Genomic DNA, 25,874 nt, shown 5'->3' with positions numbered 1-25,874 from the left:
ATTCCAACTCCTCCGCCACACATTGGGGCAGATTCCATTATTAAGCGCGACTTGCGCTTGATCCTGGCGCTCTCCCCTGCCCTCAGGGAACGAGGCTGCGCATCTCGCGTGGCAGACGAGCCCGGGTGGTTCGGACGATCCGTTTCTGGTGGTACATGGCGGCATCGGCACGTCGCAGGAGGGAATCGATCGGCTCACCTTGCTCGCGGGTTGCAGCGCCGATTGCGATGCTGAGGGGCGGGCCGGCATGGCGTTCATTGTTGAGTGCCAGCTGATCGAGAACGGTTTCCAGCATCACGCTGGCGGACGGTTCGTCGGCGCCCGGCATCAGGATCGCGAATTCGTCGCCGCCGATGCGTGCGGCGTGACATGGCGGGCGGACCGTGTTGCCGAGCACCTCTCCCAGCCGGCGCAGCAGGGTATCGCCCGCATCATGGCCAAACTGGTCATTGGTTTCTTTCAGCCCGTTGAGATCGATCATCACGGCGGATACCGGCGCCTCCGGCTGCCGGTCGATGCGGCTGAGCTCCTCGATGTAGAAGGCGCGGTTGTTGAGGCCGGTCAGCACATCGTAGCGGCCGAGATATTCGAGACGCGCCTCGGCCTGTTTGCGCGCCGTGATGTCGGTCAGCGCCATCTGGACCCGCGACCAGTCATGTTCATAGCCGGGCAGAACCGAAAACTGCATGACGAGATAGCGTTCCGAACCGTCGAGCGCATAGGCGCGCACCTCGCGCTGGCCGGAAAACTGGTCGTTCCACAACTCCATCAGGCGTTCTCGAAACGGCCGTTCCAGGTCATCGCCAAAGATCTCGGTCACGTGCTCCATCAGCATGTCGATGCTGCTTGCGCCGAACAGTTCGAGCGTGGCGCGGTTGACGTCGATGACGCGGACTTGCCGCAGGCCGTCTCGAACGAAGTCCGGATTCGCCTCCATGTGGGCGCGGATATCGCTGACGCCGTCCGCACGCAGTCCGTCAAGCCTTGCCTTCAGGCTGCTGAAATCCTCCACCCACAGGGAGACGGGCGAATGCTGGAACAGCCCCTCCGCATAGCGCCGCTGCAGCAGTTCGCCGCGATGCGCATCCTCCCGCTCGGTTACGTCCTCCGTCGTCAGCAGGATCCGGTCGAGGTTCTGTTCGTGGCCCGGCATCACCGCCGATCGCAGCCGGATGTCCATGCGCCGGCCGGACAGGGAGTAATTGACTGTGCAGCCGACGAATTCGGTGGCGCCCTCGAACAGGGCCGACAATTCGTCGACCGCACGGTCCACCATCTCGTCGCGGAAGATGCAGGAGAGATGCGCCGTCAGCTGCTCCAGGCTGTCCGCCTCGAACATTTCCAGCGTCCTGCGATTGACGCTGACGACCCGGATCAGCGAGGTACAGGCAGCGATCCGCGATCGGTCTTCCTGCAGGAAGCGCCGGATGTCCGTCACGCCCATCTGCCGCCAGCGCTCGAACTGGTCGGCCACGGCACTGAAATCTTCGATCCACATCGCAATCGGTGCCAGATGGAAGATGTCAGCCATTTCGTTCATGCGCACGTGTCTCCTTCGGCTTGCGCCTGTGTGAATTGAGGACGTGAAACGACATGCCCTGTCAATCATGAGACTCCCATAAGGGAGCACATTGCATTTTATGCATGTCGAAATAACCTTACCTGCGAGGCGTGCGTGCCGCTTGCGTCTACGCCGTCAGGCGAGCGACCTGTTTTCCAGCCTGTCGAGAATGATGCGGGCCGTCTCGGCTGCGCCATCGAGAGACAGGGACAGCGGGGCTGTCTCGCCGGAGGCTGTTGCGGCGGTGATTGCAGTGGCCAGCGTTTCCCCGGACAGTCTGTCCTCCGGCACCATGCGCGCAAGACCGAGCGCCTCGAGCTTCTCGGCCCGCGTCGTCTGTTCGGTTTCACCGCCGGAGGCAAACGGCACCAGCACCGCCGCACAGCGTGCCCGCAGCAGATCACAGACCGTGTTGTAGCCGGCCTGAGATACCGAAAGCTCGGCATTCATCAGCAGGCTCGGGAAATCCTTGCGGAAGCGGACGAGGGTAATCCCCTCACCTGCCCGGGCCGACAGGCGGTTGAAACTCTCTGCCGGCATGTTGGGGCCGGCGATCAGGCACCAGTGGCGTGTATCCTTCAGACGCGCGCGGGCGTCGATGGCGGCCTCGATCAGGGCAGCACCGACAGCGCCGCCGCCTGCCGACACCACCACCTCGAACCGCTCGGCGGAGGGTTCTGGCGCATCCGGCGCCACGAGGCCGGTGTAAAACACCTTGCCGGCAATGTCGGCGGCCAGCGGGAACGTATCCTCCAGCCGCACGAACTGTGCATCCCCATGCATGAGAACGCCGTCAAAATGCTCAAGAACCAGATCGGCAGTTTCCTGGTCCCTGCCCGGTTTGCGGTTCTGCTGCAGGATGTCGCGCACGGAACTGAACAGCAGCGGCTTCGGCTGCCGGGCGCGGATCGCCTCCAGCAGCGGCAGCAGCTCGAAGCGCATCTGCCGGCGGCCGAAGGGAAAGGCCTCGATCAGCACGGCATCCGGTGCCGCGACGTGGAAGGCCTCCAGCAGCAGCGCGGTGCGCTTCTTCTCCATCGTCTCGTCCACCTTGCGGCCCTTTTCGTCGACCAGGCCGGAAAACCCTGTCGTGGAGGACAGCACTGCCGGCAGCTGCACATGCTGCACGCCGGGGGCTGGAAAGCCGTCGATGGCGTTGCCGCCGGTCACCAGCGTCACCTCCATGCCGGCGGCCTTCATTGCCGCGGCGATACGGCTTGCCCTGACCAGATGCCCGATGCCAAGCAGATGCTGCACATAGAAAAAGATGCGCTTCGGGGCTTCCGGACCGGAGAGGATGATGTCGGACACGCTCAGTTTTCCCTGTTCCAGCTGGCGGTGAAGAGCCGTTCGAGATCGGCGATGCTATTCTTGTGGTCGAATTCTGTGCGAACCTTGTGTTCTGCGCGGGCCGCCAGGTTTCGACGCAGGTCCGGCTCCCGGATCATCCGGGTAAGCGCCGCCGCCAGCGCCTCCGCGTTCTCCGGCGCCACCAGCAGGCTGTTCTCGCCATCGGCGAACAGCTCGGTGATGCCGGAGACCGTGGTGGAGACCACCGGCAGGCCCTGGCTTGCCGCCTCCACCATCACGTTCGGCAGGCCGTCGCGGTCGCCGTCTTCGGTGATGCGGCAGGCGAGCGTGAAGAGATCGCTGTCGCGGTAATGCTGCAGCACGTCGCGCTGGTCGAGCGCTCCCTTCCAGGTGATGCGCCCCGCAATGCCCAGCCGTTCCGCCTGCTCTTTCAATCGCGACAGCACGTCGCCGCCGCCGATATGGACGAAGTTCCAGGCAAGATCGGTGGGCAGACGGGCCAGCGCTTCCAACAGCACGTCGTAGCCCTTCTTGGGCACGGCGCGGCCGACGCTGAGGAGCCGGACCGGATCGGCAGGATTGCTTCCGTCACGCGCCGACCGGGCGCCGGTGAAGGGTGGGAAGCGGTCGAGATCGAGGCCGTGATAGCTGAGATGCACGTTGCGGCGCGCGCCGGACAGCATGGTCAACTGGTCGTAGCCGACGCGGGTGCAGGTCACGGCCCAGTCGGCATCGGCAAGCTTTTCCCGCAGTTCCCAGTCCGGCGAGGTCCAGATGTCCTTGGCATGGGCTGAGACGGTCCATGCCATGCCGTTCATCATGCTGGCATAGCGGGCGACGGAGGCGGGCGTGTGGATGAAATGCACATGCAGCCAGCCGGCGTCCTTCGGCCATTCCGCGGCCAGGACGACCGCCTGCCCGAAACGACGAAAGCGGTTGCGCGACACATCCCGCGGAAGATCCTTCAGGAAGGCTTTCAGCGCCCGGTTGAAACCCGGAAAACGGCGCACTTTCCACAGCGCCCGCAGAACCCGAACCGGCTCCTCGTGCAGATATTCCGGAAGATACCAGACCGGGGCGCGGATCTCGTCATGGACCGGGTGGCGCTTCTTGTCGGTTGGCCGGCGCATCGCGACCAGAATGAGCGAAAAGCCGGCGCGTTCCAGCCCCAGCAATTCCTGCGCGATGAAGGTTTCCGAGAGGCGCGGATAGCCCTTCAGCAGGACCAGGATCGTCTTCATGCGGGTTTCAGCCCTGGACGAGCGACAGATGCCGCTCCCCCTTGCGCTGGAACCAGTCCGCAACGATGCGTGAAATGGTCGGGAGTCCTTCCAGTTGCATGCCGGGCGCGCTGATCGAGGGCGGATCGCGCTTCAGGAGATCCTTGATCGCGCCGGCAAAGCGCAGGCTGTCGGCGGATTCCTCGCCGGAAATCATGCTGACCAGACCGAGTTCGCTGGCGCGTGTGGCGCGGATCAGCTGCTCTTCGCGCGGCTGTGTGCGCGGTACGATCAGCGCTGGCTTGTCGAAGGAGAGGATCTCACAATAGGTGTTGTAGCCGCCCATGGCGATCACCGCGCGGGCGCCGGCGATCCTGTCTTCCATCCGGTTGTCGAATTCAAGGATCTCCAGATGCGGGTGCGCCTCGCAGGCCTCGCGGAAGTGGCTGCGCTGCTCTGCCGGCATGTAGGGTCCGAGCACGATCACCGCCTTGTGGGTGAGCGTCGGATCTGCCTTGTAGGCGCCGATCACGTCGCGCACCAGATCGGCACCATCGCCGCCACCGCCCGTGGTGACCAGCAGATAATCCTCCTTGCCGGCCTGGCTGCTGCTGGCCTCAATCGAGGCCTTGCGCTGCAGGAAGCCGACGAAGTTCATCTTGGCGCGCACCGAAGGCGGCACGTCGATGCCGGTCAGCGGATCGTAGAAATCCGGCGGGCCGTAGATCCACACATCGTCATAGAGATTGCCGATCTTGCGCAGCACGTCGTTGCGCTTCCACTCGGCCTCGAGCAGGTGTGGCGCATCCATCACGTCACGAAGGCCGAGGATCAGCGTGGTGCCGCGTGTCTTCAGATAGGCGAGCGTGTCTTCCACCTCGTTGCGCAGGCCGAGCGGTTCCTTGTCGATGATGAAGATATCCGGTTCAAAACTTTCCGCCGTATGGCGGATGATCGACTGGCGCATCTTCATGGTTTCCTGCAGGTCGATGTGCCGGTCCATGGAGGTGTATTCGCCGTTGCGCAGCTTGATGACACTGGGGATCTTCACGAAGTCGACGCGGGCCCGATAGTCGAAAGCCCCTGCAATCGTCGCGCCCGAGACGATGAGCACATTCAGGCCCCGGTAATCCTCGACCAGCGAATGGGCGATGGTGCGACACCGCCTGAGGTGGCCGAGTCCGAACGTGTCATGGCTGTACATCAGGATACGCGCGTTTCCCAGACGTCTCGGCATACTCTGTCTTCTCCGTAGAATTCATGTGCCGGACAACGCCTCCCCGCGCGATCCGAAGGTCGATCATTTATATGGGTCAGCCGCATCTCTAAGACCATCGCCGAGGAAATTGAAGGCGAGGATCACGAAAATGACCGGCAGGACGGGGAAGAGCAGCCACGGATAAAGCGCCAGAACACTCACTGTTCGCGCTTCCGTGAGCAGCACGCCCCAACTCGTGATCGGCGGGCGCAGACCGAGCCCGAGGAAGCTCAGCGCCGTTTCGCCGAGGATCATGCCGGGAATGGTCAGTGTCGCACTCGCAATCAGGTGCGACATGAAGCCGGGAATGAGGTGGCGGCCGATGACGCGGGCACTGCCCGCCCCCATCAATTGCGCGGCAAGCACATAATCTTCCTCGCGCAACGCGAGAAGCTTGGAGCGTACGGCGCGCGCAAGCCCCGTCCAGTCGAGAAGGCCGAGGATGACGGTGATGCCGAGATAGACGAGCAGCGGGCTCCAGTCCACCGGCAGGATGGCGGCGAGCGCCAGCCAGAGCGGGATGCTGGGGATCGACTGCAGCACCTCGATGACGCGCTGCACGACGAGATCGAACCAACCGCCCCAGTAGCCGGCAAGACCGCCGATCACGATGCCGAGAACGAAGCTGGTCATCACCCCGAACAGGCCGATGGTGAGCGAGATGCGAGCGCCGTGCAGGATGCGCGAGAAGATGTCGCGCCCCAGCCGGTCGGTGCCGAGCAGGAAGAACTGGCCGTCCTTGGCGGGGCAGACGAAGTGCCGGTCGGTCTCCACCAGACCCCAGAAGCGATAGGGCTCGCCGTGGCAGAAGAAGCGAAGCGGCTGGATATCGTTCGTGTCATCGGTATAGACGCGGCGCAGGTTCCGCATGTCGAGCGTCATCTTCTGCCCGTAGACGAAGGGACCGACGAAGCGGCCCTCATGGAACAGATGCACGCCCTGCGGCGGCGCGAAGATGTAATCGACGTTGCGCGTGTGCACCTTGTAGGGCGCCAGGAACTCCACGAACAGGATCATCACATAGGCGAGCAGCAGCGCGATGCCGGAGATCAGCGCGAGGCGGTGCCGGCGGAAGCGCCACCACATCAGGCGAAGCTGGGAGGCCTGCGCGCCGTCGCCCCCTGCATCCGCCTTGTCGTCGGCATAGGGGTCGAAGGGCGCGGTGCTGACGAAATGCGGCAGTTCGTCCGTCTGGGCGTGGGTCGTGGCGCTCACTTGGTGCTTCCTCCGCGCAGACGGATCCGGGGATCGAGAAGGGCAAGCGCGATGTCAGAGACGAGAACCCCGATCACCGTCAGGAAGGCGAGGAACATCAGGAAGGAGCCGGCCAGATACATGTCCTGGCTCTGCAGGGCGCGGATCAGCATCGGGCCCGTCGTCTCGAGCGACAGCACGACGGCGGTGATCTCGGCGCCGGAAATGATCGCCGGCAGCACGGAGCCGATATCCGAGATGAAGAAGTTCAGCGACATGCGCAGCGGATATTTCACCAGCACCTTGAAGGGATGCAGGCCCTTGGCGCGCGCCGTCATCACATACTGCTTGTGCAACTCGTCCAAGAGGTTGGCGCGCACGCGCCGCACCATGGCTGCGGTCCCCGCCGTGCCGATGATGATGACCGGGATCCAGATATGCTCGAGGATCGACTTGACCTTGGCCCAGCTCATCGGTTCGGCCAGATATTTCTGGTCCATCAGGTGGCCGATGGAGGTGCCGAACCAGATGTTGGCGAGATACATCAGCACCAGCGCCAGCACGAAGTTCGGCACCGCAAGCCCGATCAGGCCGAGCAGCGTCAGGCCGTAATCGCCCCAGCTGTACTGATGCGTTGCCGAGTAGATTCCGATCGGAAAGGCGATCAACCAGGTAAGCGCGATCGTGACGGTGGAGACGAGGATCGTCAGCCACAGCCGGTCGCCCACGACATCGGAGACCGGCAGGCGGTATTCGAAGGAATAGCCGAAATCCCCATACAGCATGCCGCCTGCCCAGCGCAGATACTGGATCGGCATCGGCTGGTCGAAGCCGTAGCGCGCGCGCAGCTCGTCGATCTGCTGCATGTCGGCCTTTTCGCCGATCGCCTTCAGTTCCTCCACATAGCTTTCGAAGTAATCGCCCGGCGGCAGCTGGATGATGGTGAAGATCAGCATGGAGATCAGCACCAGCGTCGGGATCATGACGAGGAAACGCCAGAGGATGTAACGGAGCATCTCACGCATCTTTGTCGTACCAGAATGTGTCGGGCCTGTAGACGCCGAGATAGGACATGGGATCGTAGCCGTAGAGGCCATCCTGTGGCACGTTGCGCAGGCTGCGGGCGTGCACCACCGGCTGCAGTGTTTCGTTCACGGTGCCGATGGTGAAGACCTGATCGGTGTAAAGCTCCAGCATGTGGTGCCAGATGGTTTCGCGCTCGCTGCTGCTTTTCGACAGGCGCCACTCGTCGAGCAGTGCCGCGAGCCGGATCGCCTCCGGCATGTCGACCGGCTTGCCATCGCTGCCGCCCGAATAGGCGTGGAGGCCCCAGAGCGGCCATTGCATCTGGTCGTCGCTCGTCGGTGCCAGTTCCTCGGGCGACATGTCGGCGGTCGGCACGCCGTTGTCGAGCCCGTGGAAGACGGTCATCATCGCCTCTCCGCCCTTGACGCGCCGGCGCAAAAGCTCGCGCTGCGAGGTGCGAACGAAGATCTTGATGCCCACGTCCATCCAGTGGTCGTGGATCAGTTCGAGAATGTCCGTCTCGTTGCTGTTCTCGCCGTTGACCTCGACGATCACGCGGGCGGGACGACCATCCGGCAGAAGGCGGATATCGCCCGGCCCACGCTTGTCGAGGCCGGCTTCATCGAGCAGGCGGTTGGCCTGTTCGGGATCGTGATGCGCCCAGGCATTGCGGTATTGCGGCTTGAACAGCGGGCTTTTGGGCAGGATGGTGTTGGCGCTTTCCTTCGCAAGGCCGAAGAACACTGCCATGTTGATCTCGTGGCGGTTGATCGCCAGCGACAGGGCCCGCCGGACCCGGACGTCGCGCCACAGTCTGTTCCAGACCGGATCCTTGCAGTTCAGGTTGGGAAACAGTGCCGTGCGCGACCCCTGGATGCGCCGCCACAGGTCGACCTTGATCGGGTAGCGCTCCTCCGCATTCTTCAGGAAGGTGTAGTCGGCGAAATCGAGATTGGTGAACTGGAGGTCGCTTTCTCCCGTGCCGGTCTTGGCGGCGATCAGGTCCGATGAACTGACGTCGAGATAGACCTTGTCGATGTAGGGAAGCTGCCGCCCCTCTTCGTCCACGCGGTGATAGTAGGGATTGCGTTCGAAGACGAAGCGTCCCGATGGCGGTGCCGTCATGTTGCGCCAGGCATCCAGTGTCGGCAGATCCGGGTTTTCGGGCCGCACCGTGCGCGACTGCATCTGGTGCAGGGATTTCCAGTCCTCGACGCGGGCCTTGGCGATCAGTTCCTTCAGTTTTTCCGGCGTCTGGTACTTGCGATGGAACTGCTTGAGATAGGCGGCCGGCATCATCAGGCGAAGCGGCGACGGCGAGGCGATGTCGGTGAGAAAGTCCGGGTTCGGCACGTCCCAGCTGTATCGGACCGTGAGCGTGTCCAGCACCTCGAAGCGCGGCTTGGTGCCGTTGATGATGAGGCTCGAGGGGATGCCGCCGCGATAGAGGTCCTTGTTGAGGAACATGTCCTCCCAGACATAGCGGAAATCTTCCGAGGTGAAGAGCGACCCATCCGACCAGCGATGCCCCTCGCGCAGGTGAAAGGTGAAGATGCGCTCGTCCTCCACCTCGAAGCGTTCGAGCAGATCCGGCTCAAGCTCAAGCTTCTCGTTGTAGCCGAGGAGTCGCGAATAGGAGATGATCGGGATGTAGCGGATGTCGCGCTGCCCGCCGATCAGCATGCGCAGCGTGCCGCCATGCTTGCCGATCCGGGTGCCGTTGTCGCCGCCGAGCCGGATCACGCGCGGATTGCGTGGCAGGCGCTCCGCAAGCGGGGGCAGGCTGGTGCCGGCCGCGTTGTCGGACAGATAGGCCGAATCGACATAGGCGCCGAGAACGGTCTTCGGCATCATCGTTCCGGCCAGCAGTGCCAGCGCCTGTCTGCGCGTGATCATGGGCGCAGCTCCCGCCAGTCGATATTGCGGCGCGCCAGGACCAGATGGCCATTGCCGAGATCGACATGGGTCAGATCGTCGTCGCTGCCGTCGTCATCGGCCTTGAACTGGCGCGCCCACAGCTTGCGGGCTGCGGCACTTGGCTGGCCGATCGCCTCGAAGTCCAGCGGGCGATCGAGATTCGGCACCGGTACGGCCGCCAGAAGTTTCTTGGTATAGGGGTGCACGGGCTCGCGCATGATCACCTCGCAGGGCGCGATCTCCACGATGCGGCCCGCATACATCACGGCCACGCGGTCAGCCATGTAGTTGACCACCGCGAGGTTGTGGGAAATGAACAGATAGGTGAGCCCGAGATCCGCCTTCAAATCCTTCATCAGATTGAGGATCTGGGCCTGGATCGACACGTCGAGCGCCGAAACCGGCTCATCGCAGATCAGCAGATCGGGGCCGAGGGCGAGTGCGCGGGCAATGCCGATGCGCTGGCGCTGGCCGCCGGAAAAGCTGTGCGGGTAACGGTTGATCGCCCCGTCCGGCAGGCCGATGGCCGAAAGCAGCCGGCGCGTTGCCTCAAGCCGCGCCAGCGGCGTGCCACGGCCATGGATCTCCAGCGGCTCACTGATGATGTTGCGCACCGTCATGCGCGGCGAGAGCGACGAGACCGGGTCCTGAAAAACCATCTGGATGCGCGTGCGCAAGAGATCGAGGTCGGCGCCGCGCGCGCCCAGCACGTCAAGCGGCTTGCCCTCGCCGTGGAAGGTGATCGCACCGCTGTCAGGGGTGACGCCGCGCATCAGGATCTTGCTGAGCGTGGTCTTGCCGCAGCCGCTTTCGCCGACGAGGCCGAGCGTTTCGCCGCGACGGATGTCGAAGCTGACATCGTTGACAGCGAGCGTGCCCTGCGGCTGGCTGAGGCCGAAGCCTGCAGCACGCTTGGTCTGGAAGGTCTTGGAGACGCCCTCGACGCGCAGCAGCACCTCCGGCAGCGCAGCCGTACTGCGCGCCTTGTCGAGCAGGCCGGCCGTTTCCACGCGGATTTCACGCAACGGTTTCAGCCGGGCATCCCGTGGACTGTCGAAATCCGGCACGGCGGCCATAAGGCCCCTCGTGTAGGCATGACTCGGATGCCGGAAGATTGCCTCGACGGAGCCTGCTTCCATCACCTCGCCGCGATAGACCACCACCACTTCGTCCGCCATGCTGGCGACGACGCCGAGGTCGTGGGTGATCAGCAGCATGGCCATGCCGAGCTTCGACTGCAGTTCCCGCAGAAGCTTGAGGATCTGGGCCTGGATGGTCACGTCGAGCGCGGTGGTCGGCTCGTCGGCGATCAGAAGCGACGGGCGACAGACCAGCGCCATGGCGATCATGGCGCGCTGTCGCATGCCGCCGGAGAGTTCGAAGGGATACATGTCGAAGGCTCGTGCCGGCTCTGCAAAGCCGACGAGGCCCAGCATGTCCAGACACCGCTCGCGCCGCTCTGCAGGCGACAGGACCGTGTGGATCTTCAGCACTTCCTCGATCTGGTTGCCCACCGTGTGCATGGGCGAAAACGAGGTCATCGGCTCCTGAAAGATCATGCCGATGCGATTGCCGCGAATGGCGCGGATCTGGCGTCCGTCATGCGGAAGGGAGAGCAGGTCGATGCTCTCTCCGGTTGCGGGATCGTTGAAGATCACACGGCCACCGATGCGGGCGATGCTCGTCTCGATGCCCATGACCGAGCGGCCGAGCACGGATTTTCCCGAGCCGGATTCCCCCACGAGCGCGGTGACCTTGCCCGGACGGATGCGCATGCTGATGCCCTTGATGGCATCGATGCTGCCGGACATCAGCGGAAAGGATACGGATAGTCCTTCCACGCGCAGCAGATCCGTCCTGTCGTTCATGCAATCCCAACCCCGGAGGCCTCGGGGCATGTGTTCGCCCGAGCCAGTTCCCTTGTCTTTTCCGTCAACCGTATCGCAGCCTATTGTTTGTGTCTATGAGGAAGACCCGCAAGAGCAACAGCTGCTGACAAGTCGTGCATTTGCCTGATAAATCATTGCCGAAGAATGACAGTTCCTGATGAAAGACCGGTTGGCTTGTATGTTTCTCCTGAAATGCGATTTTGCTGCTGACGCATTACAACCCCCGTCCGCCGGAGGTGCCGCATGATACAGCCGACAGGCCCCGAAACACCGCGCCAGAGACTGAAGCGAATCCGCACGATGATCGAGGCGGGGCTTCTCAGCGAACCGAGAGCTGGCCTGGAAGCGATGAGCCGTGATCCTGCGGTGCGCGGGGATCCCTCGCTCGGGACGGCAACCGTGCTCGGCTATCCCCGCAAGCTGCATTCGGCCTGGCTGAAGCTTGCCAAGGCGGAAGGCAATATCGTTGACCGGATCGGCCTGCAGCACACGCTGGTGCCGCCGCCTGCGCTTCTGGCGCCGCTGACAGCGTTCGACGGTCAGATGCGGCGCGCCATGAATGCCGTCAACCGCCAGCCGGTGCCATTGATCCTGCACCAGATCTGGCTCGGTGACCTGCCCTTGCCACCGGCGACAGAGGCCTGGCGCCGTCATGCCGAGGCGAACGGTCTTGAATACCGGCTGTGGCGCGAGGCCGACCTGGAAGAACTCGGCGTGCCGCTGCATCCCGCCTACCTGCAGATGCTCGATGCCGGGGACTATCCGGGTGCGGTCGACATTGCCCGTTATTTTGTGCTGCATGCCGCAGGCGGCCTCTACCTCGATTGCGACTGGTATCCGGCCCGCGACGATGTGAGTTTTGCCGACGTGTTGCCGCTGACCGGGCTTGCCGCCCTTGCCGAGGACACGCCACGCGAAACTGGTGCGGGCAGCCTGCTGTTCACCAATTCCTTTATCGCGGCCCCGGCCGGCCATCCTGTCTTTGCCCGCCTGCTCGACATCCTGCCGGAGGTCGTGCGGCTGTTGCCGGAGGGGCCAGCCTGGTGGTCGACCGGGCCACTGATCCTGTCGCTGCTGTTTCGCCAGACGACCGTACAGGTGCCGGATGCCTCAATCGTTGCGGCGAACCTTGCACGCGGTGCACCGATGGAGGCGGTCGCGGAAGCCCGCCAGCAGGCGCTTGCCCGCGACGGTGGCCTGCTGATCGCCTGGAAATCCTGGTAGAGCGTCAGCCGGCCAGGAGATCGGGTGCCGCGCGCCAGCGGCAGGCGGGGTGCCGGGCGGTCAGTGCCAGCAGGTCCTCCAGAAAGTCCCAGGCTGCTGCGTCATGGACCAGGTGATGGGTGAGGACACCGATCGCCGAAAGCGCCGGTTCTGCATGCAGATGTTCCAGAAGCTCGGCATAAAGGCTGTCTGACGGGCGTCCGCCATAGGTGCCATGCCAGTCCATGATGTCGAGATGGGTGTTGAGGAGCGGCAGGGCAGCCGGCTTTTCGCGCCCGAACACCGAGAGCGACCGGAAACCGAGATCCGGCAGGGCTTCGACGATCTCCGCCGCGATCCGGTTCCACGGTGGTACCAGCATCGGCTGGAAACGTGGCCCGTGCAGGGCTTCCAGCTTGCGAAAGCCGGCGGCCAGTTCATCGAGAACCATGTTCAGCGGGCGATCGAGGCCAAGCTCCTGCTTCTTGGCGGGGGGCTTGGAATAGCTGCGATGCGACCAGCCATGGACGGCGACCGTGACGTCCGGCTCCGCTGCAAGACGATCCGCGAGGTCTTCGTCCGTTTCCTCGGGAATGACGGCAAGCGTCAAGGGCACCGCATGCCGTGCCGCAAGCGAAAGAAGCCTTTCCAGCGCAGGCGTCGGGCGCACCGCATCGTCGTCGCGCAGCCAGAAATCGACGCGCCTTCCCTGCCCGGCCAGATCATCGAGATGCTGTTGAACGAGGGCTCGGCTCATGCTGCAGTCTCCAGGGCGCGGCGCAGGATTGCATCAAGACGGTCTGCCGCGGCTTCGATGGTGCGGGTTTCGGCCACGAAACGGCGCGCTCCCGCAGCCAGCCGGTCCCGCTCCGTCCGGTTCGACAGCAGATGCGCGATGGCTTCGGCATAGGCTTGGTCATTGCCGGGCTCGGTCAGGAGACCTGTCCTGCCCTGCTCCACCACTTCCGGCACGCCTGCCACCTGTTCGGCAATGACCGGAAGGCCGGCGGCCTGCGCTTCGAGATAGGCAAGGCCATAGGCCTCGCCGTGGCCCGGCCACAGATAGAGCGTGCCGGAGGAGAGAAGATCCGCAACCTCCTGCGGTCCCCCCTGCCCCAGCCAGCGGATGCGGCTGGATGGCAGCGTGGAAAACACCGATTCCACCTCGGCCCGCGCCGGCCCGTCGCCGAGAATGCTGAGCCGCCAGTCGAGGGAAGTCACTCTTGCCAGCGCCGCCGCGAGCGCCCGGTAGCTGCCGAGCTTGTCGCCCGGCCGCATCATGGCGACGGTCACCAGATGGCCGGCTTCGGGCCTGGGCGTGCGGGCAAGGAAGATCGAGGCGTCGATGAAGGGCGGCAGACGCTCTACCCGCGCCTCCGGTGCGGCCTGCAGAAGGCCGGCTTCATCCCTTGCCGTCAGGGCAATGTTCACCGCGGCCTGGTGGATGCCGGCCAGCACCTTGTCCTGGGACTGCGCCCAGCCGCCGATATTGCGCCGGCCGGAATAGGAGCATTCCGCCGTGACATAGGGACGCGAGAACTGCCGGCAGAGATCCGGCCCCAGCAGGTCCGGTGCCTTGTAATAGGGATGGTAGCAGAACCAGAGATCCGGCACGCCCTGCTGATGCCAGTGATCGGCAATCCTCTGCCGCTCGCCGGCGGCAAGGTTTTCCTGATCCTCCGGAACCTCCGGTGTTGCCGAAAACGAACGAAGGCCGGAGACCAGCTCCACGTCGTGCCCCGCCATCTGCAGCGTCCGGACCAGTTGCCGCGCCATCAGGCGGTCACCGGAGGGCACCGGATGATCCGGGGATTTGAGCGGAGCATAGAATGCGATCTTCATACGCTCCAGATGGCGCAGGCTGTGCTCGCTTGGCAAGCAGCACCTGCGCTTTTTTTGGCGCGTGGCCTGCGCAATCACACCGCACACGCCGCCTCTTGTCCCTCCGTGATCCGCCGTGATCTTGACACCGGCCATCGGCAGCCGCACTTGAGCAGCCTGAACAGGTGCATGATGTGGAGATGCCAGGGTGAGTGCGACGCAGGGTCATGGCGAAAACCTTCTTTCGGCCATCCACGACAAGAGGGCCAAGGCAGGTGTGATCGGACTGGGCTATGTCGGCCTGCCGTTGGCGATCAGCATGGCGCGTGGCGGCTTCTCCGTTCTCGGCTTCGACATCGATCCGGACAAGATCACCCGCATCGATGCGCATCGAAGCTATATTGATGCGGTTCCCGACGCCGTGCTGGCGGAGGAACATGCGGCTGGCCGTTTTGCCGCAACGACCGATTTCGATCGTCTTGCCGAATGCGATGTGATTGCCATCTGCGTGCCGACCCCCCTCACGCGCTACCGCGACCCGGACCTCTCCTATGTCGAGAATACCTGCCGCGATATCGCCAGGCGCCTGCGTCCCGGCCAGTTGATCGTACTGGAATCAACGACCTATCCCGGCACGACCGAAGAGGTGATGAAGCCGATCCTGGAGGCAGGCGGGCTTGCCTCCGGCGTCGACTTCTTCCTCGGCTATTCGCCCGAGCGCGAGGACCCCGGCAATCGCGATTTCCAGACCTCGACCATTCCGAAGGTGGTGGCCGGTGACGGGGAGCTGGCGGCCGCGATGATGCAGGCCTTCTATGGCGCGGTCGTCGCGACCGTCGTGCCGGTCTCGACGCTGCGGACCGCCGAGGCGGTGAAGCTGACGGAAAACATCTTTCGCGCCGTCAACATCGCCCTCGTGAACGAGCTGAAGATCGTCTACGAGGCCATGGGCATCGATGTCTGGGACGTGATCGATGCGGCCAAGACAAAACCTTTCGGCTACATGCCCTTCTATCCGGGACCCGGCCTTGGCGGCCACTGCATCCCGATCGATCCCTTCTACCTCACCTGGAAATCGCGCGAGGTGGAGCAGCCGACCCGCTTCATCGAACTCGCGGGCGAGATCAACACGGCCATGCCCCGCCATGTGGTGGAGCGGCTTGCCGAAGCGCTCGACCGCCGGCTCGGGCGCGCGCTCAGCCGCTCGCGGGTGCTGATCCTCGGCCTTGCCTACAAGAAGAACGTGCCGGACATCCGCGAAAGCCCCTCGCTGAAGCTGATGGAACTGATGATCGAACGCGGCGCGGACGTCTGCTACCACGACCCCTTCATCGAGGAAGTGCCGCGCACCCGCGAATACAGCCATCTGAAGGGACGCCGCTCGGTGGACCTGACGGCTGCGAGCGTGGCAGGCTTCGACGCGGTGGTGGTGGCGACCGATCATGATGCCGTCGATTACGCGATGATCGGCCAGACCGCGTCGCTGATCGTCGATACCCGCAACGTATTCGCACGAAAGGGCGTTGCCGCCTCGACCATCGTCAAGGCCTGACCGAGAGTGTCAGGACACCCGCCCTTCATCTCCATGCCGAGGGCATCCTCCGCGGGTGCCGAAACCGGAAAGACCAAGACCGGAAAGACCATGAGCAGGCTCGACAGCTTCATCAACCGCATGAGCGCGCAGCGCGACATTCTGAACCATGTGCGCGACCACTATCCGCTGCCGCCCGAAGGGCCGATCTTCGAGATCGGGCTCGGCAACGGGCGCACCTACAGCCATTTGCGGGAATGCTTTCCCGACAGGCGCATCGTGGCCTTCGACCGCAAGCTCGCCGCCCATGCCTCGTCGGCGCCGGCGCCGCAGGATTTCGTCGAGGGCGAGATCCGCGAGACGGGTCAGTCCTTTGTCAAGGGGACCGCAGCGCTGGTGCATGCCGATATCGGCACCGGCTATGACGACAAGGATGCGGTCACGCTGACCTGGCTGCCGGACATGGTGGCCGGCATGCTGGCGACGGGGGGCATTGCGGTCAGCGGTCTGCCGCTCGACCATGCCGGTCTGGAACCTCTGCCGCGCGTGGAAACGATCCGGGAAGGCCGCTATTTTCACTATCGGCGGCGCTGACAACCTCTGCGACCGTTGTCTCAGACAATCCGTTCCGGGCGCCTTGCCAGCTGGCGGGCCAGGCCAGCCGCCTTGTCGCGGATGGTTTCGGCCAGAGCCCGGCTGAATTCGAAGCTCATGCGCGGATTGTCGGCGATGAGGCGCAGGAAGCTGTCACGGGGGATGCGCAGGAGTTCGAGCACGCTGGTCGCGCGTACCGTCGACACGCGCGGTGCATCGCTGACAAGGCACATCTCGCCGATCATCGTTCCGGCGGAGGCTTCGCCGATGATCATCTCGCCGCCCGGCGCGGTTGCCACGATATCGGCGGTTCCGCGCAGAACCACATAGGCCGCCTCGCTGGCATCGCCTTGGTGAAAGATCGTCTGGCCCGGTTCGTAGCAGACCCGGCTCGAGGTGAAGGCCAGAAGCTTCAGCTTGCAGGCGTCTATCCTTCCGAAATACGGAACCTGCCGCAGGAGCATCACTTCGTCGTTCAGCGAGATCATCTCATTCACCCTGTCGTGGCAAGGCACGCCAGGTTACGCCACCAGCGATTTGAAAATGCCACTTTCCTTGTCAAGGGCCTCGAACGTACCGTCCTCGACCACCACGCCGCGGTCGAATACGATGACTCTGTGAAACAGGCGTGACAGCGAGGTGTTGGAAAGCACCCAGATGACGGACGGATTGTTGTCCTGCTCGCGCAGGAAGTCGATGACGTCGCGCACGATCTCCTCCTGTACGCGGCGGTCGAGTCCCGGCAGGGCCCGGTTGAAGATGTAATAATCCGAGCGGCGCACGAGTGCGCGGGCGAGGCTCAGCTTGTGCCGCTGCGTGACCGTCAGCCGGCGTCCGCCGCTGCCGACGTCGAATTCCAGGCCAAGCCCCATCAGGCTGTCGCGCATCCCCATCTCGTCCATGATGCGGGCGGCGATGCGGCGGATATTGGCAACGGCATCCGGCACACGGTGCGACGGTTTGCCGAACAGCACGTTTTCCCGCAGCGTCGCGGCCGCCATGTAGCGGTGCGGGTCGTAGCGCTCGACGCGGTCTCGAAGGTCTGCCGGCAGATTTTCATAGAAGAGGTCGCGGGCCGCCACCACCTGATCCATGATCTGCGGCGTCAGCACGCCGAAGCGGTAGCGCGGCTCGATATAGTGCAGGCTGAGCCGCACGATGCTGCGGCGCTCGTCTTCGGTGAGGGTCTGGCCGGCGCGCGTCTTTCGTTTCTGAAGCAGCTGCTGGTAGATGAGGATGTCTTCCGCGCTCAGCCGGTCGAGCTGCTGGAAGAAGGGATGTTCCGGCGGCAGGTCTGCGAAAATTTCCACCAGGTTTTCCGCGATCGTCAGGCCCATGTCGAACAGAAGCGCGGAAAGCCCCGCGCGGCGCAGCACCTCATGCACGTATGGCGTCTCGGCGACTTCGATTTCGTGCGGTGTGCTGCGCTTGGTCGCGGCAAACAGCAGGTTTTCGGCCACCGTCGCTTCCGGGTTGTAGGCCGTCGGATCGAAATGCGCGACGATGTGACCAAGCCCTTCACGCTGCAGCTCCTCGCGCAGCGCATGGCGCATCTTGACGATGCGCTCCGTGATGACCGGATTGTCCTCCGGGTCCACATGCGAATGCAGCGCAAGTTCCATGACGTCGGAGGTCAGCTGAACGGCATCGAGTGCACGCAGCACCGATTGCTTCAGGTCGTCGCTGAAGCCGCGCATGATCGAGGTGGATCGCCGGTCGATCCAGTCGGCATTGAGGTCGAAGGTGGCATTGCCGGCGAGCTGCGCCTCCTGGATTTCCCAGCGGCGGTTGGCGGCATCGCGGCCGCTGTAGCTGACCGTGCTGGTCGGCGCGTGCTTGAGGCCGTAGAGCAGGTTGTCCTTCAGGCTTCCGTGGAAAAAATAGCTGCTGGCAGAGACATAGGTAATCGCGCGGCCGGTAACGGATTCCGGTAGTTCGAGGAGGTCGTTCTCGCCCAGCGTCACCTTGCCGGAGAGCGGCCAGACGAGACGGCCGAAGGCTTCCGCCAGCGCCTCGCCGCCGCTGCCCATGTTGTCGATCACCGCAACCGTCTCGCCGCGCTCGATCTTGACCGAGACACCTTCGATCACCTTGGCGCCAGCGCCATCCGCCACCGTGATATTGGTGGCGGCAAGCGGGCCGAGGCCGAAGGTGGGCGTGGCGGCCGACAGCCCGTGCCGGTCCGCCTCGATCAGATGCGGCAGCTCGAACTGTTCCAGCACCTGTTCGTATTTCACCTGCACGTCCTGGCGCGCCTGATCCCAGTCGATCAGCTCCTTCAGCGGGCCGGGCAGATCCTTGTAGGCGTTGATGACGGCAACCAGCTGGCCGACGTCGAGGCTGCCTCGCAGCGCGAAATAGCCGCCGATCGAATAGAACAGGAAGGGGGTGAGCTGCGAGAGGAAGTTGTTGAAGAACTTGACGATGAACTTCCACTGGTAGAGCTCGAAGCGAATGCGGTAGATCTGCCCGAGCCGGTGGGCAATGTCGGCCCGCTCGAAATTGGTGGTGTCATAGGCATGGATCGTATCGATGCCCTCGACGATTTCGCCGACCTTGCCGGCCAGATGGCGCGCGGTGATCTGCCGCTGGCGGCCGAGATCGATCAGGCGGCGACGCATCTTCGGAATGATGCCGACCTGGATCGCCACCATCACGGCGGCGATCATGCCGAGCCAGACATTCTGCAGGAAGATGAAGAACAGCGCGGCGGAAGCCTGTCCTCCCAGCAGCGCCGGCTGCACGAAGGCATCGCCGGTGAAACCGCCGAACGGCTCCACCTCGTCCTTCACCATGGTGGAGATTTCCGCACCGTTGACCTGCTTCATGGTGCTCGGCGGAAAGCGCAGCACCCGATCGACCAGTTCGTAGCGTATGCGCCGCAGCAGGCGCTCGCCAAGCCGGCCTTTGTAGGTATTGATGTAGAACTTGAAGAGTCCGTTGACGATGACGAGCAGCAGGAAGACCGCGCTCAGCCCCATCAGCATCGACATGCGATCCAGCGCGAATCCATCGAAGGACAGATCCCACCCCGTCAGCGGAATGGTGAAATCGAAGGCCATGAAGGGCGCACGTGCATCCGGTGATTCGAAGCCCTGCCCCTGGATCGGGCCGTTGATGATCTGCTTGGGCAGGTCAAAGGCCGCGAAATAGGGGACCATGGACAACAGCACGATGGCCAGAATCCAGATCTGCTGCGTGCGCGTATGCCGCCAGATATAGCGTAGTAGGTTCTTTTCCATCCGGTGCTTGTCTTCGGCATTCCGCGCATGGCCGGCCAGTCATGCGGATCTTGAGGGGATCATTATATATTGCCGACCACGGGGCTTCGCAAATCCGGTGCCGATCTTGGCGCGACATTCTTGCCAAAAGCTTGACCCTGCGGCGGAAGCGCCACGTCAAACCAACAAATTCGGGTCGCATTGCGGCAAGACGGAGGCATTGGCCGATGGAAATGCCAGAGCGCACCGGGAGACGGCGTCAGGCGGTTTCCTGACTTGCCGGTACCGCCGCCGTTCCCTCCAGCAGACTCGCCATACCCTCCACCTGCACCTGGTGCAGCCTGCGGTAGAGGCCGCCCTCGCGGGTAATCAGTGCCGCATGGCTGCCTTCCTCGACGATTCGGCCCCGATCGACGACGAAAATGCGGTCGGCACGGGTGATCGTGGCCAGCCGATGGGCGATGACCAGCGTGGTGCGCCCGACCGACAGTTCGGCGAGCGAAGCCTGGATCGCACGTTCGGTCTCGGTGTCCAGCGCCGAGGTCGCCTCGTCGAGAATGAGGATCGGCGGGTTCTTCAGGAAGATTCGGGCAATCGCCAGGCGTTGCTTCTGTCCGCCTGACAGTTTGACGCCGCGCTCGCCGATCACCGTATCCAGCCCCTGCGGCATGGCGTCGATGACCTCTTCCAGACGGGCCCGTCTTGCTGCCTCGCGGATCTCGGCTTCGGTCGCATCCAGACGCCCATAGGCGATGTTTTCGCGGATTGAGCCGGCAAACAGGAACACGTCCTGCTGCACGATGCCGATGTTGCCGCGCAGCGATTTGAGCGTCATGTCCCGGATATCGACGCCGCCGATCGAGATCGCGCCGGCGGTGACGTCGTAAAAGCGCGGCAAAAGCGAGCAGAGCGTGGTCTTGCCCGCACCGGAGGGGCCGACGAAGGCGGCCATCTCGCCGGCGCGGATCGTGAGGTTCAGTCCGTCCAGCACGGAGCGGCCGGAGCCGTAGCGGAAGCCCACCTGACGGTAGAGGATGTCGCCGTCCAGCCGGCCGATGGGGCGGGCCGTCGGCCGGTCGACGATGTCGGGCTGCTGGTCGAGGAAGTTGAGGTAGCGCTGGAAGCCGGCAATGCCTTTCGGATAGGTCTCGATCACCGAATTGATCTTCTCGATCGGCCGCAGGAAGACGTTGACCAGCAGCAGGAAGCCGACGAAGCCGCCGGCGCTCAGCGAACCCTGGGTGACGAACCAGGCGCCTGCCAGCATGATGATGACCTGCACGAAGCGCATGGAGAGATAGGTCAGCGACATGGAGGCGGCCATGTAGCGATAGGCCTGAAGCTTCGTCGTGCGGTACTGGCTGTTGTCGCGGGCAAACAGGCGGCGCTCATGCTCCTCGTTGGCGAATGCCTGCACCACGCGGATGCCGCCGACATTGGCCTCGATGCGCGTGTTGAAGTCGGCGACGCGACCATAGAGCGCCTGCCAGGTCTCCGTCATCTTCTGCCCGTAATGGGTGGTGAGGAAGGCCGTCAGCGGCACGATGATCGCCGCCATCAGCGCAAGCGGCATGTGCACCCACAGCATGATGCAGAAGGCGCCGATCAGCGTCATCACCGCGATGAACAGATCTTCCGGGCCGTGATGCGCCACCTCGCCGATCTCTTCCAGATCCTTCGTCAGCCGCGCCACCAGCTTGCCCGTGCGCTGGTTGTCGAAGTAGCCGAAGGAGAGCGTCTGCAGATGGTCGAAGGCCTTGCGCCGCATCTCCGTCTCGATGTTGATGCCGAGCATGTGGCCCCAGTAGGTAACGATCACCTGCAGGCCGGCATTCACAAGATAGATCAGGAGAAGGCCGACGGCCGCGAGCGCGATCATGCCGAACTGTCCCGTCGGCAGCAGGCGGTCGATGAACAGAGTCACCGCCAGCGGGAAGGCAAGCTCCAGCAGGCCGGAAGCCACCGCACAGCAGAAATCCAGCAGGAACAGGCGCGTATGCGGGCGATAGTAGGCGGCAAAGCGCCGAAGGATCTGGGGCATGGCGAAGGTCCGGAGAGGTGGCTTAAACTGGAGATACGCGCACTGGAATAGACGTCCCGGATGGCATTTGCAAACCCGCGGAGCGCAAAGTTCCCACACGCCGCAATTGCTGACAAATTATGCATGCAAAAAAATTGAACAACCCGATTGACAGCGGGTTCGCGGCTGGCTCTATTTGTATAGTCAAAAGAAGCCGGAACACCGGCGACCTGTGGGGAACAGCACGCAGTCCGGATCTGGAACGGGAGTCATCATGATGCAGAAGAGATTTTTCCTCAAGGCGGTCGTCGGTGCCGCCATGTTGCTCGGCACTTCGCTTGCCGCCCATGCGGAAGACGTGCTGGCCAAGGTCAAGGCCGCCGGCGTGCTGAAGGTCGGCACGGAAACCGCCTTTGCCCCCTTCGATTTCATCGATGCGGGTGCGCATGTGGGCCTCAACGTCGACCTGTTCGACGAAGTGGGCAAGGAACTCGGCGTGAAGATCGAATGGGTCACGCTGCCGTGGGAAGGCGTTCTTCCGGGTCTTGAGGCCGGCAAGTTCGAGGTCGTCGCCGGCCCCGCCACCATCACCAAGGCCCGCATGGAGCGCTACCGCTTCACCGCGCCGATCGCCGAGGCGACCGTTGCCATCCTCAAGAAGGCCGGCGCTCCGATCAGCAAGCCGGAAGACATTGCCGGCAAGGCCGTCGGCGTCGGCAAGGCCACTGCACAGCTGGCCCAGCTGACGGAATTCTCGGCCACGTTGCCCTCCAAGGTGGACATCCGCGAATATCCGGCCTTCAACGACGCCTATGCCGACATGGCAGCCGGCCGCATCGTGGCTGTCGCCAATTCGCTTCCGAACATCGCCTTCGTCGCCAAGCAGCGCGCCGGCATGTTCGAAGTGGTACTGCCGCCTTTCGGCAAGAAGACCTATTTCGGTTTCGTTGGCCGCAAGGATGCCGACTATGCCTCGCTGATGGATGCGATCGACGCCGCCCTCATCAAGATGAAGGGTGACGGCCGCATGGGCAAGCTGCAGGACAAGTGGTTCGGCACCAAGTTCGACACACCGGATGCCGTGAAGGATCCGGCCATCTGATCCGCCCGATGCGCTTGCCGCCTGTCCCATTGAGGCAGGCGGCATGCGTACCGGCGTCATCCCCTGCCCGGCCGGGCTTGTGTGTCCGGCCCTCTTCCGCCGCGACGGATCAAGCCATGTCGTTCAAGCTGTTTTCCCTGCTGGTCCAGGCCTCTGTCTGGACGATCGGCATCAGTGCCATCTCCATCGCGATCGGTTTCCTGATCGCGCTCGGTCTTTCTGCCGCGCTGCTGTCCGGCAAGGCGCTCTACCGCAAGCCCGCGGAATTCTTCATCAGCTTCTTTCGCGGCGTGCCGCTTCTGGTGCAGCTGCTGCTCATCTACAACCTCCTGCCCTTCATCGGCCTAAACGTGCCGAGCATCGTCGCCGCGATCATCGGCATGTCGCTCTGCACCGCGGCCTATCAGGCAGAAAACCTGCGCGGCGGTTTCGAAAGCGTGCCGAAGGGCCTGATCGAGGCCGCCGACATGGTGGGCTTTTCGCCGAGGCAGGTGTTCGTGCGGGTCAAGGTGCCGATCGCGCTGCGCCTCACCTTCCCAGCGCTGGTCAACGAGGCGATCATGATCCTGAAATCCTCCTCGCTGGTCTCCGTCGTCGGCATCGTGGAGATCACCCGCATGGCGCAGGACCTTGCCTCCTCCACCTACATGCCGATCGAGATCTTTTCCTCGGCCGCGCTGATCTATCTCGTCATCTGCTGGGCCGTCGCGCTGGCCGGCCGGTTCGGTGAACGGTCCCTGCCGGGAGCGGCCAAATGATCTTCGATCCCAATGTCATCCTGAAGCACCTGCCGGAGATCATCAGCGGCACCGGCGTCACGCTCGCGCTGTGGATTGCCGGCATGCTGCTCGGCATCCTCATCGGCTTCATCGTGGCGACGCTGCGCCGCTATGGCGGTCGTGCGGTCGACCTGCCGCTGGGCTTCGTCGTGGAGGTGCTGCGCGGCACGCCCTTTCTGATCCAGATCTTCCTCGTCTATTACGGCGGCCCCTTCGTCGGCCTCTCGCTCGACCCGGTGCCTTGCGGCCTGCTCGGCCTCAGTGTCTATGCAGCTGCCTACTATTCGGAAATCTTTCGTGCCGGCTATGCCTCCGTGCCGCATGGCCATGTGGAGGCCGGCGAGTGCCTTGGCCTCTCGCGCCTGCAGATCATCCGCCGCATCCTCCTGCCGGAAATGGCGCTGATCGTGCTGCCGCCCTCGGTCAATCTCGCGGTGATCCTGCTCAAGGAATCGGCCGTGCTGTCGATCATCACCGTGCCGGAACTGACGACCACCGTCAGCGCCATCGGCTCCCAGGAATATGCCTTCCTTGAAGCGATCTTCCTGCTTGCCGTCATCTACTGGGTGATCGTCGAGGCCGCCGCCCGCCTCGGACGCCTCGCCGAAACCCGTCTGTCCACCTTCAGGTTTGCCGCATCATGACGCTTCCCGCCATTTCCGTTCGCAGCCTCGTCAAGCGTTTCGGCACCGCGACCGTGCTGCAGGACATCGATCTCGACGTCCCGGAAGGCAAGGTGTCCTGCCTGATCGGCCCCTCCGGCTCCGGCAAGAGCACGCTGCTGCGCTGCCTCGCCTTCCTGGAAGAGGCGAGCGAGGGCATGATCACCGTCAACGGCGAGGCGCTCGGCTTCTTCGAGAATGCGAAGGGCGAGCGTGAGCGGTTGCCGGCCGGCCAGATCCGTGCGGTACGCGCACAAATCGGCATGGTCTTCCAGCAGTTCAATCTCTGGCCGCACATGACGGCGCTCGGCAATGTCTCGGAAGCGCTGAAGACCGTGCACAAGGTGCCGAAGGCCGAGGCCGAGGAGCGCGCCATGGTGCAACTCGCAAAGGTCGGCCTCGCCAACCGCGCCGGGCACTATCCCTCGCAGCTCTCCGGCGGCCAGCAGCAGCGTGTGGCAATTGCGCGCGCGCTGGCGCTCTCCCCGAAGATCATGCTGTTCGACGAGCCGACCTCGGCGCTCGATCCGGAACTGACCGGCGAAGTGCTGAACGTGATGCGCGAACTTGCCGCCGAAGGCATGACCATGGTCGTCGTCAGCCACGAGATCGGCTTTGCCGCGACTGTCGGTCACCAGATCAGTTTCCTTGATCAGGGCAGGCTGCTGTTTACCGGCGCCCCCTCGGAGATTTTTGCCAAGCCGCGCCATCCGCGTCTCGAACAGTTCCTCGATACCTATCTGGATCGGGGTGCTTCCATGCTGGCCTGATGTCATGGCCGGCGATGCAAGCACGTCAGGTCCGCAGGGGGACGTCGCGCATGTCAGACGACCGCTCTCCCTGCACCAGCGCATTCGCCGTGACATCGAGGGCAATATTCTCTCCGGCCGCTGGCCGCCCGGGCATCGCATTCCCTCCGAACAGGCGCTGACCGACACCTATGGCTGCTCGCGAATGACGGTCAACAAGGTGCTGACCGAGCTTGCCCGCGCCGGACTGGTGCTGCGGCGGCGCAAGACCGGCAGCGTGGTGATGCCGCAGGACGGGCAGAGCGCCATTCTGGAGATTTACGATATCGGCGAGGAGGTGCGTGCTCTCAACCTTGCCTATTGCCACAGGGTGCTCTCCCGCACGGTGCGCCGTCCAAGCAAGTCCGAACAGGCGCTCTCCACACTCCCGGCGCGCGGCAAGGTGCTGGCGGTCTCGGTCCTGCATTTCGCCGGCGAGGAACCGTTCTGCCTGGAAGAGCGCATCATCAACCTTGCCATTGCACCGGAGGCCGAGGCAGAGGCCTTCGAGGCGCTGGCGCCTGGCCAATGGCTGCTGAAGCATGTGCCATGGAGTGCAGCCGAGCACCGCATCTCAGCCGATGCCGCCACCGCCAGTGCTGCCGCCGCGCTTGGCCTTTTTCGCGCGGCCCCTGTGCTGGTCGTCGAGCGGCAGACCTGGCGGCTGGAGGAAACGGTGACCAGGGTGCGGCTTACCTATCCCGGCAGCCAGCACGCGCTGACCGCCCGTTTCACGCCCGTGCAGGGCCGCCAGTTCCCGATCGAACCCTCCTGAAA

At 63.8% G+C, this 25,874-nt stretch carries 21 protein-coding genes; 8 read left to right on the top strand and 13 right to left on the bottom strand.

All coding sequences use genetic code 11. The annotated features are described in order from the left end of the window. Positions 1-82 precede the first annotated feature (82 nt). From FNA46_RS22020 to FNA46_RS21985, 8 genes are all read right to left on the bottom strand, one after another. Complete coding sequence (locus FNA46_RS22020; RefSeq protein WP_185969954.1) at positions 83-1,540, bottom strand: sensor domain-containing diguanylate cyclase; 1,458 nt, start codon at positions 1,538-1,540, stop codon at positions 83-85. Positions 1,541-1,696: 156 nt separating this feature from the next. Then, positions 1,697-2,860, bottom strand: a complete 1,164-nt coding sequence (locus tag FNA46_RS22015; RefSeq protein ID WP_425468793.1) for a glycosyltransferase family protein — start codon at positions 2,858-2,860, stop codon at positions 1,697-1,699. Between the two features lie 14 nt (positions 2,861-2,874). Next, positions 2,875-4,113 carry a glycosyltransferase gene (locus FNA46_RS22010; protein WP_143127361.1) on the bottom strand — a complete coding sequence of 413 codons (1,239 nt, stop codon included), beginning with the start codon at positions 4,111-4,113 and terminating at the stop codon, positions 2,875-2,877. A 7-nt stretch (positions 4,114-4,120) separates the two neighbouring features. Continuing rightward, positions 4,121-5,329: a glycosyltransferase family protein gene (locus FNA46_RS22005; RefSeq protein ID WP_143127360.1), complete on the bottom strand. Its 1,209-nt coding sequence runs from the start codon at positions 5,327-5,329 to the stop codon at positions 4,121-4,123. A gap of 63 nt (positions 5,330-5,392) precedes the next feature. Continuing rightward, positions 5,393-6,565, bottom strand: a complete 1,173-nt coding sequence (locus FNA46_RS22000) for an ABC transporter permease (RefSeq protein ID WP_143127359.1) — start codon at positions 6,563-6,565, stop codon at positions 5,393-5,395. Beyond that, complete coding sequence (locus tag FNA46_RS21995; protein ID WP_143127358.1) at positions 6,562-7,560, bottom strand: ABC transporter permease; 999 nt, start codon at positions 7,558-7,560, stop codon at positions 6,562-6,564. The genes FNA46_RS22000 and FNA46_RS21995 overlap by 4 nt, the downstream gene beginning before the upstream one ends. A gap of 1 nt (position 7,561) precedes the next feature. After that, positions 7,562-9,466, bottom strand: coding sequence for an ABC transporter substrate-binding protein (locus FNA46_RS21990; protein ID WP_143127357.1), 1,905 nt, complete (start codon positions 9,464-9,466; stop codon positions 7,562-7,564). Next, positions 9,463-11,355 carry an ABC transporter ATP-binding protein gene (locus FNA46_RS21985; protein WP_143127356.1) on the bottom strand — a complete coding sequence of 631 codons (1,893 nt, stop codon included), beginning with the start codon at positions 11,353-11,355 and terminating at the stop codon, positions 9,463-9,465. The genes FNA46_RS21990 and FNA46_RS21985 overlap by 4 nt, the downstream gene beginning before the upstream one ends. Positions 11,356-11,619: 264 nt before the next feature. Between FNA46_RS21985 and FNA46_RS21980 the strand changes: the two genes are divergently transcribed. Next, a complete protein-coding gene (locus tag FNA46_RS21980; protein WP_246103289.1) occupies positions 11,620-12,600 on the top strand; it encodes a glycosyltransferase family 32 protein in 981 nt (326 codons plus the stop codon). Between the two features lie 4 nt (positions 12,601-12,604). Here the strand turns inward: FNA46_RS21980 and FNA46_RS21975 are convergent, their stop codons facing one another. Together FNA46_RS21975 and FNA46_RS21970 are read right to left on the bottom strand one after the other, a co-directional pair. Further along, positions 12,605-13,336 (bottom strand): polysaccharide deacetylase family protein, encoded by a 732-nt coding sequence (locus tag FNA46_RS21975; protein WP_143127355.1) that lies wholly within the window; start codon positions 13,334-13,336, stop codon positions 12,605-12,607. Then, positions 13,333-14,421, bottom strand: a complete 1,089-nt coding sequence (locus FNA46_RS21970) for a glycosyltransferase family 4 protein (RefSeq protein WP_143127365.1) — start codon at positions 14,419-14,421, stop codon at positions 13,333-13,335. Before FNA46_RS21970 ends, FNA46_RS21975 begins: the two co-directional genes overlap by 4 nt. 187 nt (positions 14,422-14,608) lie before the next feature. On the opposite strand from FNA46_RS21970, the gene FNA46_RS21965 reads away from it, so the two are divergent. Beyond that, positions 14,609-15,952 carry a nucleotide sugar dehydrogenase gene (locus tag FNA46_RS21965; RefSeq protein WP_143127354.1) on the top strand — a complete coding sequence of 448 codons (1,344 nt, stop codon included), beginning with the start codon at positions 14,609-14,611 and terminating at the stop codon, positions 15,950-15,952. A 90-nt stretch (positions 15,953-16,042) separates the two neighbouring features. Beyond that, complete coding sequence (locus FNA46_RS21960; protein WP_143127353.1) at positions 16,043-16,525, top strand: class I SAM-dependent methyltransferase; 483 nt, start codon at positions 16,043-16,045, stop codon at positions 16,523-16,525. A 20-nt stretch (positions 16,526-16,545) separates the two neighbouring features. Here FNA46_RS21960 and FNA46_RS21955 read toward each other — a convergent pair whose 3' ends face one another. The 3 genes from FNA46_RS21955 to FNA46_RS21945 all read right to left on the bottom strand — a co-directional run bounded on the left by FNA46_RS21955 (position 16,546) and on the right by FNA46_RS21945 (position 21,787). Next, positions 16,546-17,013 carry a cyclic nucleotide-binding domain-containing protein gene (locus FNA46_RS21955; RefSeq protein ID WP_246103287.1) on the bottom strand — a complete coding sequence of 156 codons (468 nt, stop codon included), beginning with the start codon at positions 17,011-17,013 and terminating at the stop codon, positions 16,546-16,548. Between the two features lie 33 nt (positions 17,014-17,046). Further along, a complete protein-coding gene (locus tag FNA46_RS21950) occupies positions 17,047-19,767 on the bottom strand; it encodes an ABC transporter transmembrane domain-containing protein (protein ID WP_143127352.1) in 2,721 nt (906 codons plus the stop codon). Between the two features lie 238 nt (positions 19,768-20,005). Then, positions 20,006-21,787 carry an ABC transporter ATP-binding protein gene (locus tag FNA46_RS21945; protein WP_143127351.1) on the bottom strand — a complete coding sequence of 594 codons (1,782 nt, stop codon included), beginning with the start codon at positions 21,785-21,787 and terminating at the stop codon, positions 20,006-20,008. Between the two features lie 256 nt (positions 21,788-22,043). Between FNA46_RS21945 and FNA46_RS21940 the strand changes: the two genes are divergently transcribed. The 5 genes from FNA46_RS21940 to hutC all read left to right on the top strand — a co-directional run bounded on the left by FNA46_RS21940 (position 22,044) and on the right by hutC (position 25,872). Next, positions 22,044-22,868, top strand: a complete 825-nt coding sequence (locus tag FNA46_RS21940) for a transporter substrate-binding domain-containing protein (RefSeq protein ID WP_143127363.1) — start codon at positions 22,044-22,046, stop codon at positions 22,866-22,868. Positions 22,869-22,984: 116 nt separating this feature from the next. Then, positions 22,985-23,626: an amino acid ABC transporter permease gene (locus FNA46_RS21935; protein WP_143127350.1), complete on the top strand. Its 642-nt coding sequence runs from the start codon at positions 22,985-22,987 to the stop codon at positions 23,624-23,626. Then, a complete protein-coding gene (locus FNA46_RS21930; protein WP_143127349.1) occupies positions 23,623-24,291 on the top strand; it encodes an amino acid ABC transporter permease in 669 nt (222 codons plus the stop codon). The genes FNA46_RS21935 and FNA46_RS21930 overlap by 4 nt, the downstream gene beginning before the upstream one ends. Beyond that, the gene (locus tag FNA46_RS21925; protein WP_143127348.1) at positions 24,288-25,079 is read left to right on the top strand and encodes an amino acid ABC transporter ATP-binding protein; all 792 of its coding nucleotides are present in this window, start codon (positions 24,288-24,290) and stop codon (positions 25,077-25,079) included. The genes FNA46_RS21930 and FNA46_RS21925 overlap by 4 nt, the downstream gene beginning before the upstream one ends. 4 nt (positions 25,080-25,083) lie before the next feature. Further along, positions 25,084-25,872: a histidine utilization transcriptional repressor HutC gene (gene hutC / locus FNA46_RS21920; RefSeq protein WP_143127347.1), complete on the top strand. Its 789-nt coding sequence runs from the start codon at positions 25,084-25,086 to the stop codon at positions 25,870-25,872. Positions 25,873-25,874 lie beyond the last annotated feature (2 nt).

Origin of the sequence: Affinirhizobium straminoryzae (assembly GCF_007004135.1) — a bacterium.
In the GTDB taxonomy this organism is placed as follows: Bacteria; Pseudomonadota; Alphaproteobacteria; order Rhizobiales; family Rhizobiaceae; genus Neorhizobium; species Neorhizobium straminoryzae.
The sequence above is the reverse complement of the archived record's forward strand: the minus strand, read 5'-3'. Positions and strand labels throughout refer to the sequence as shown.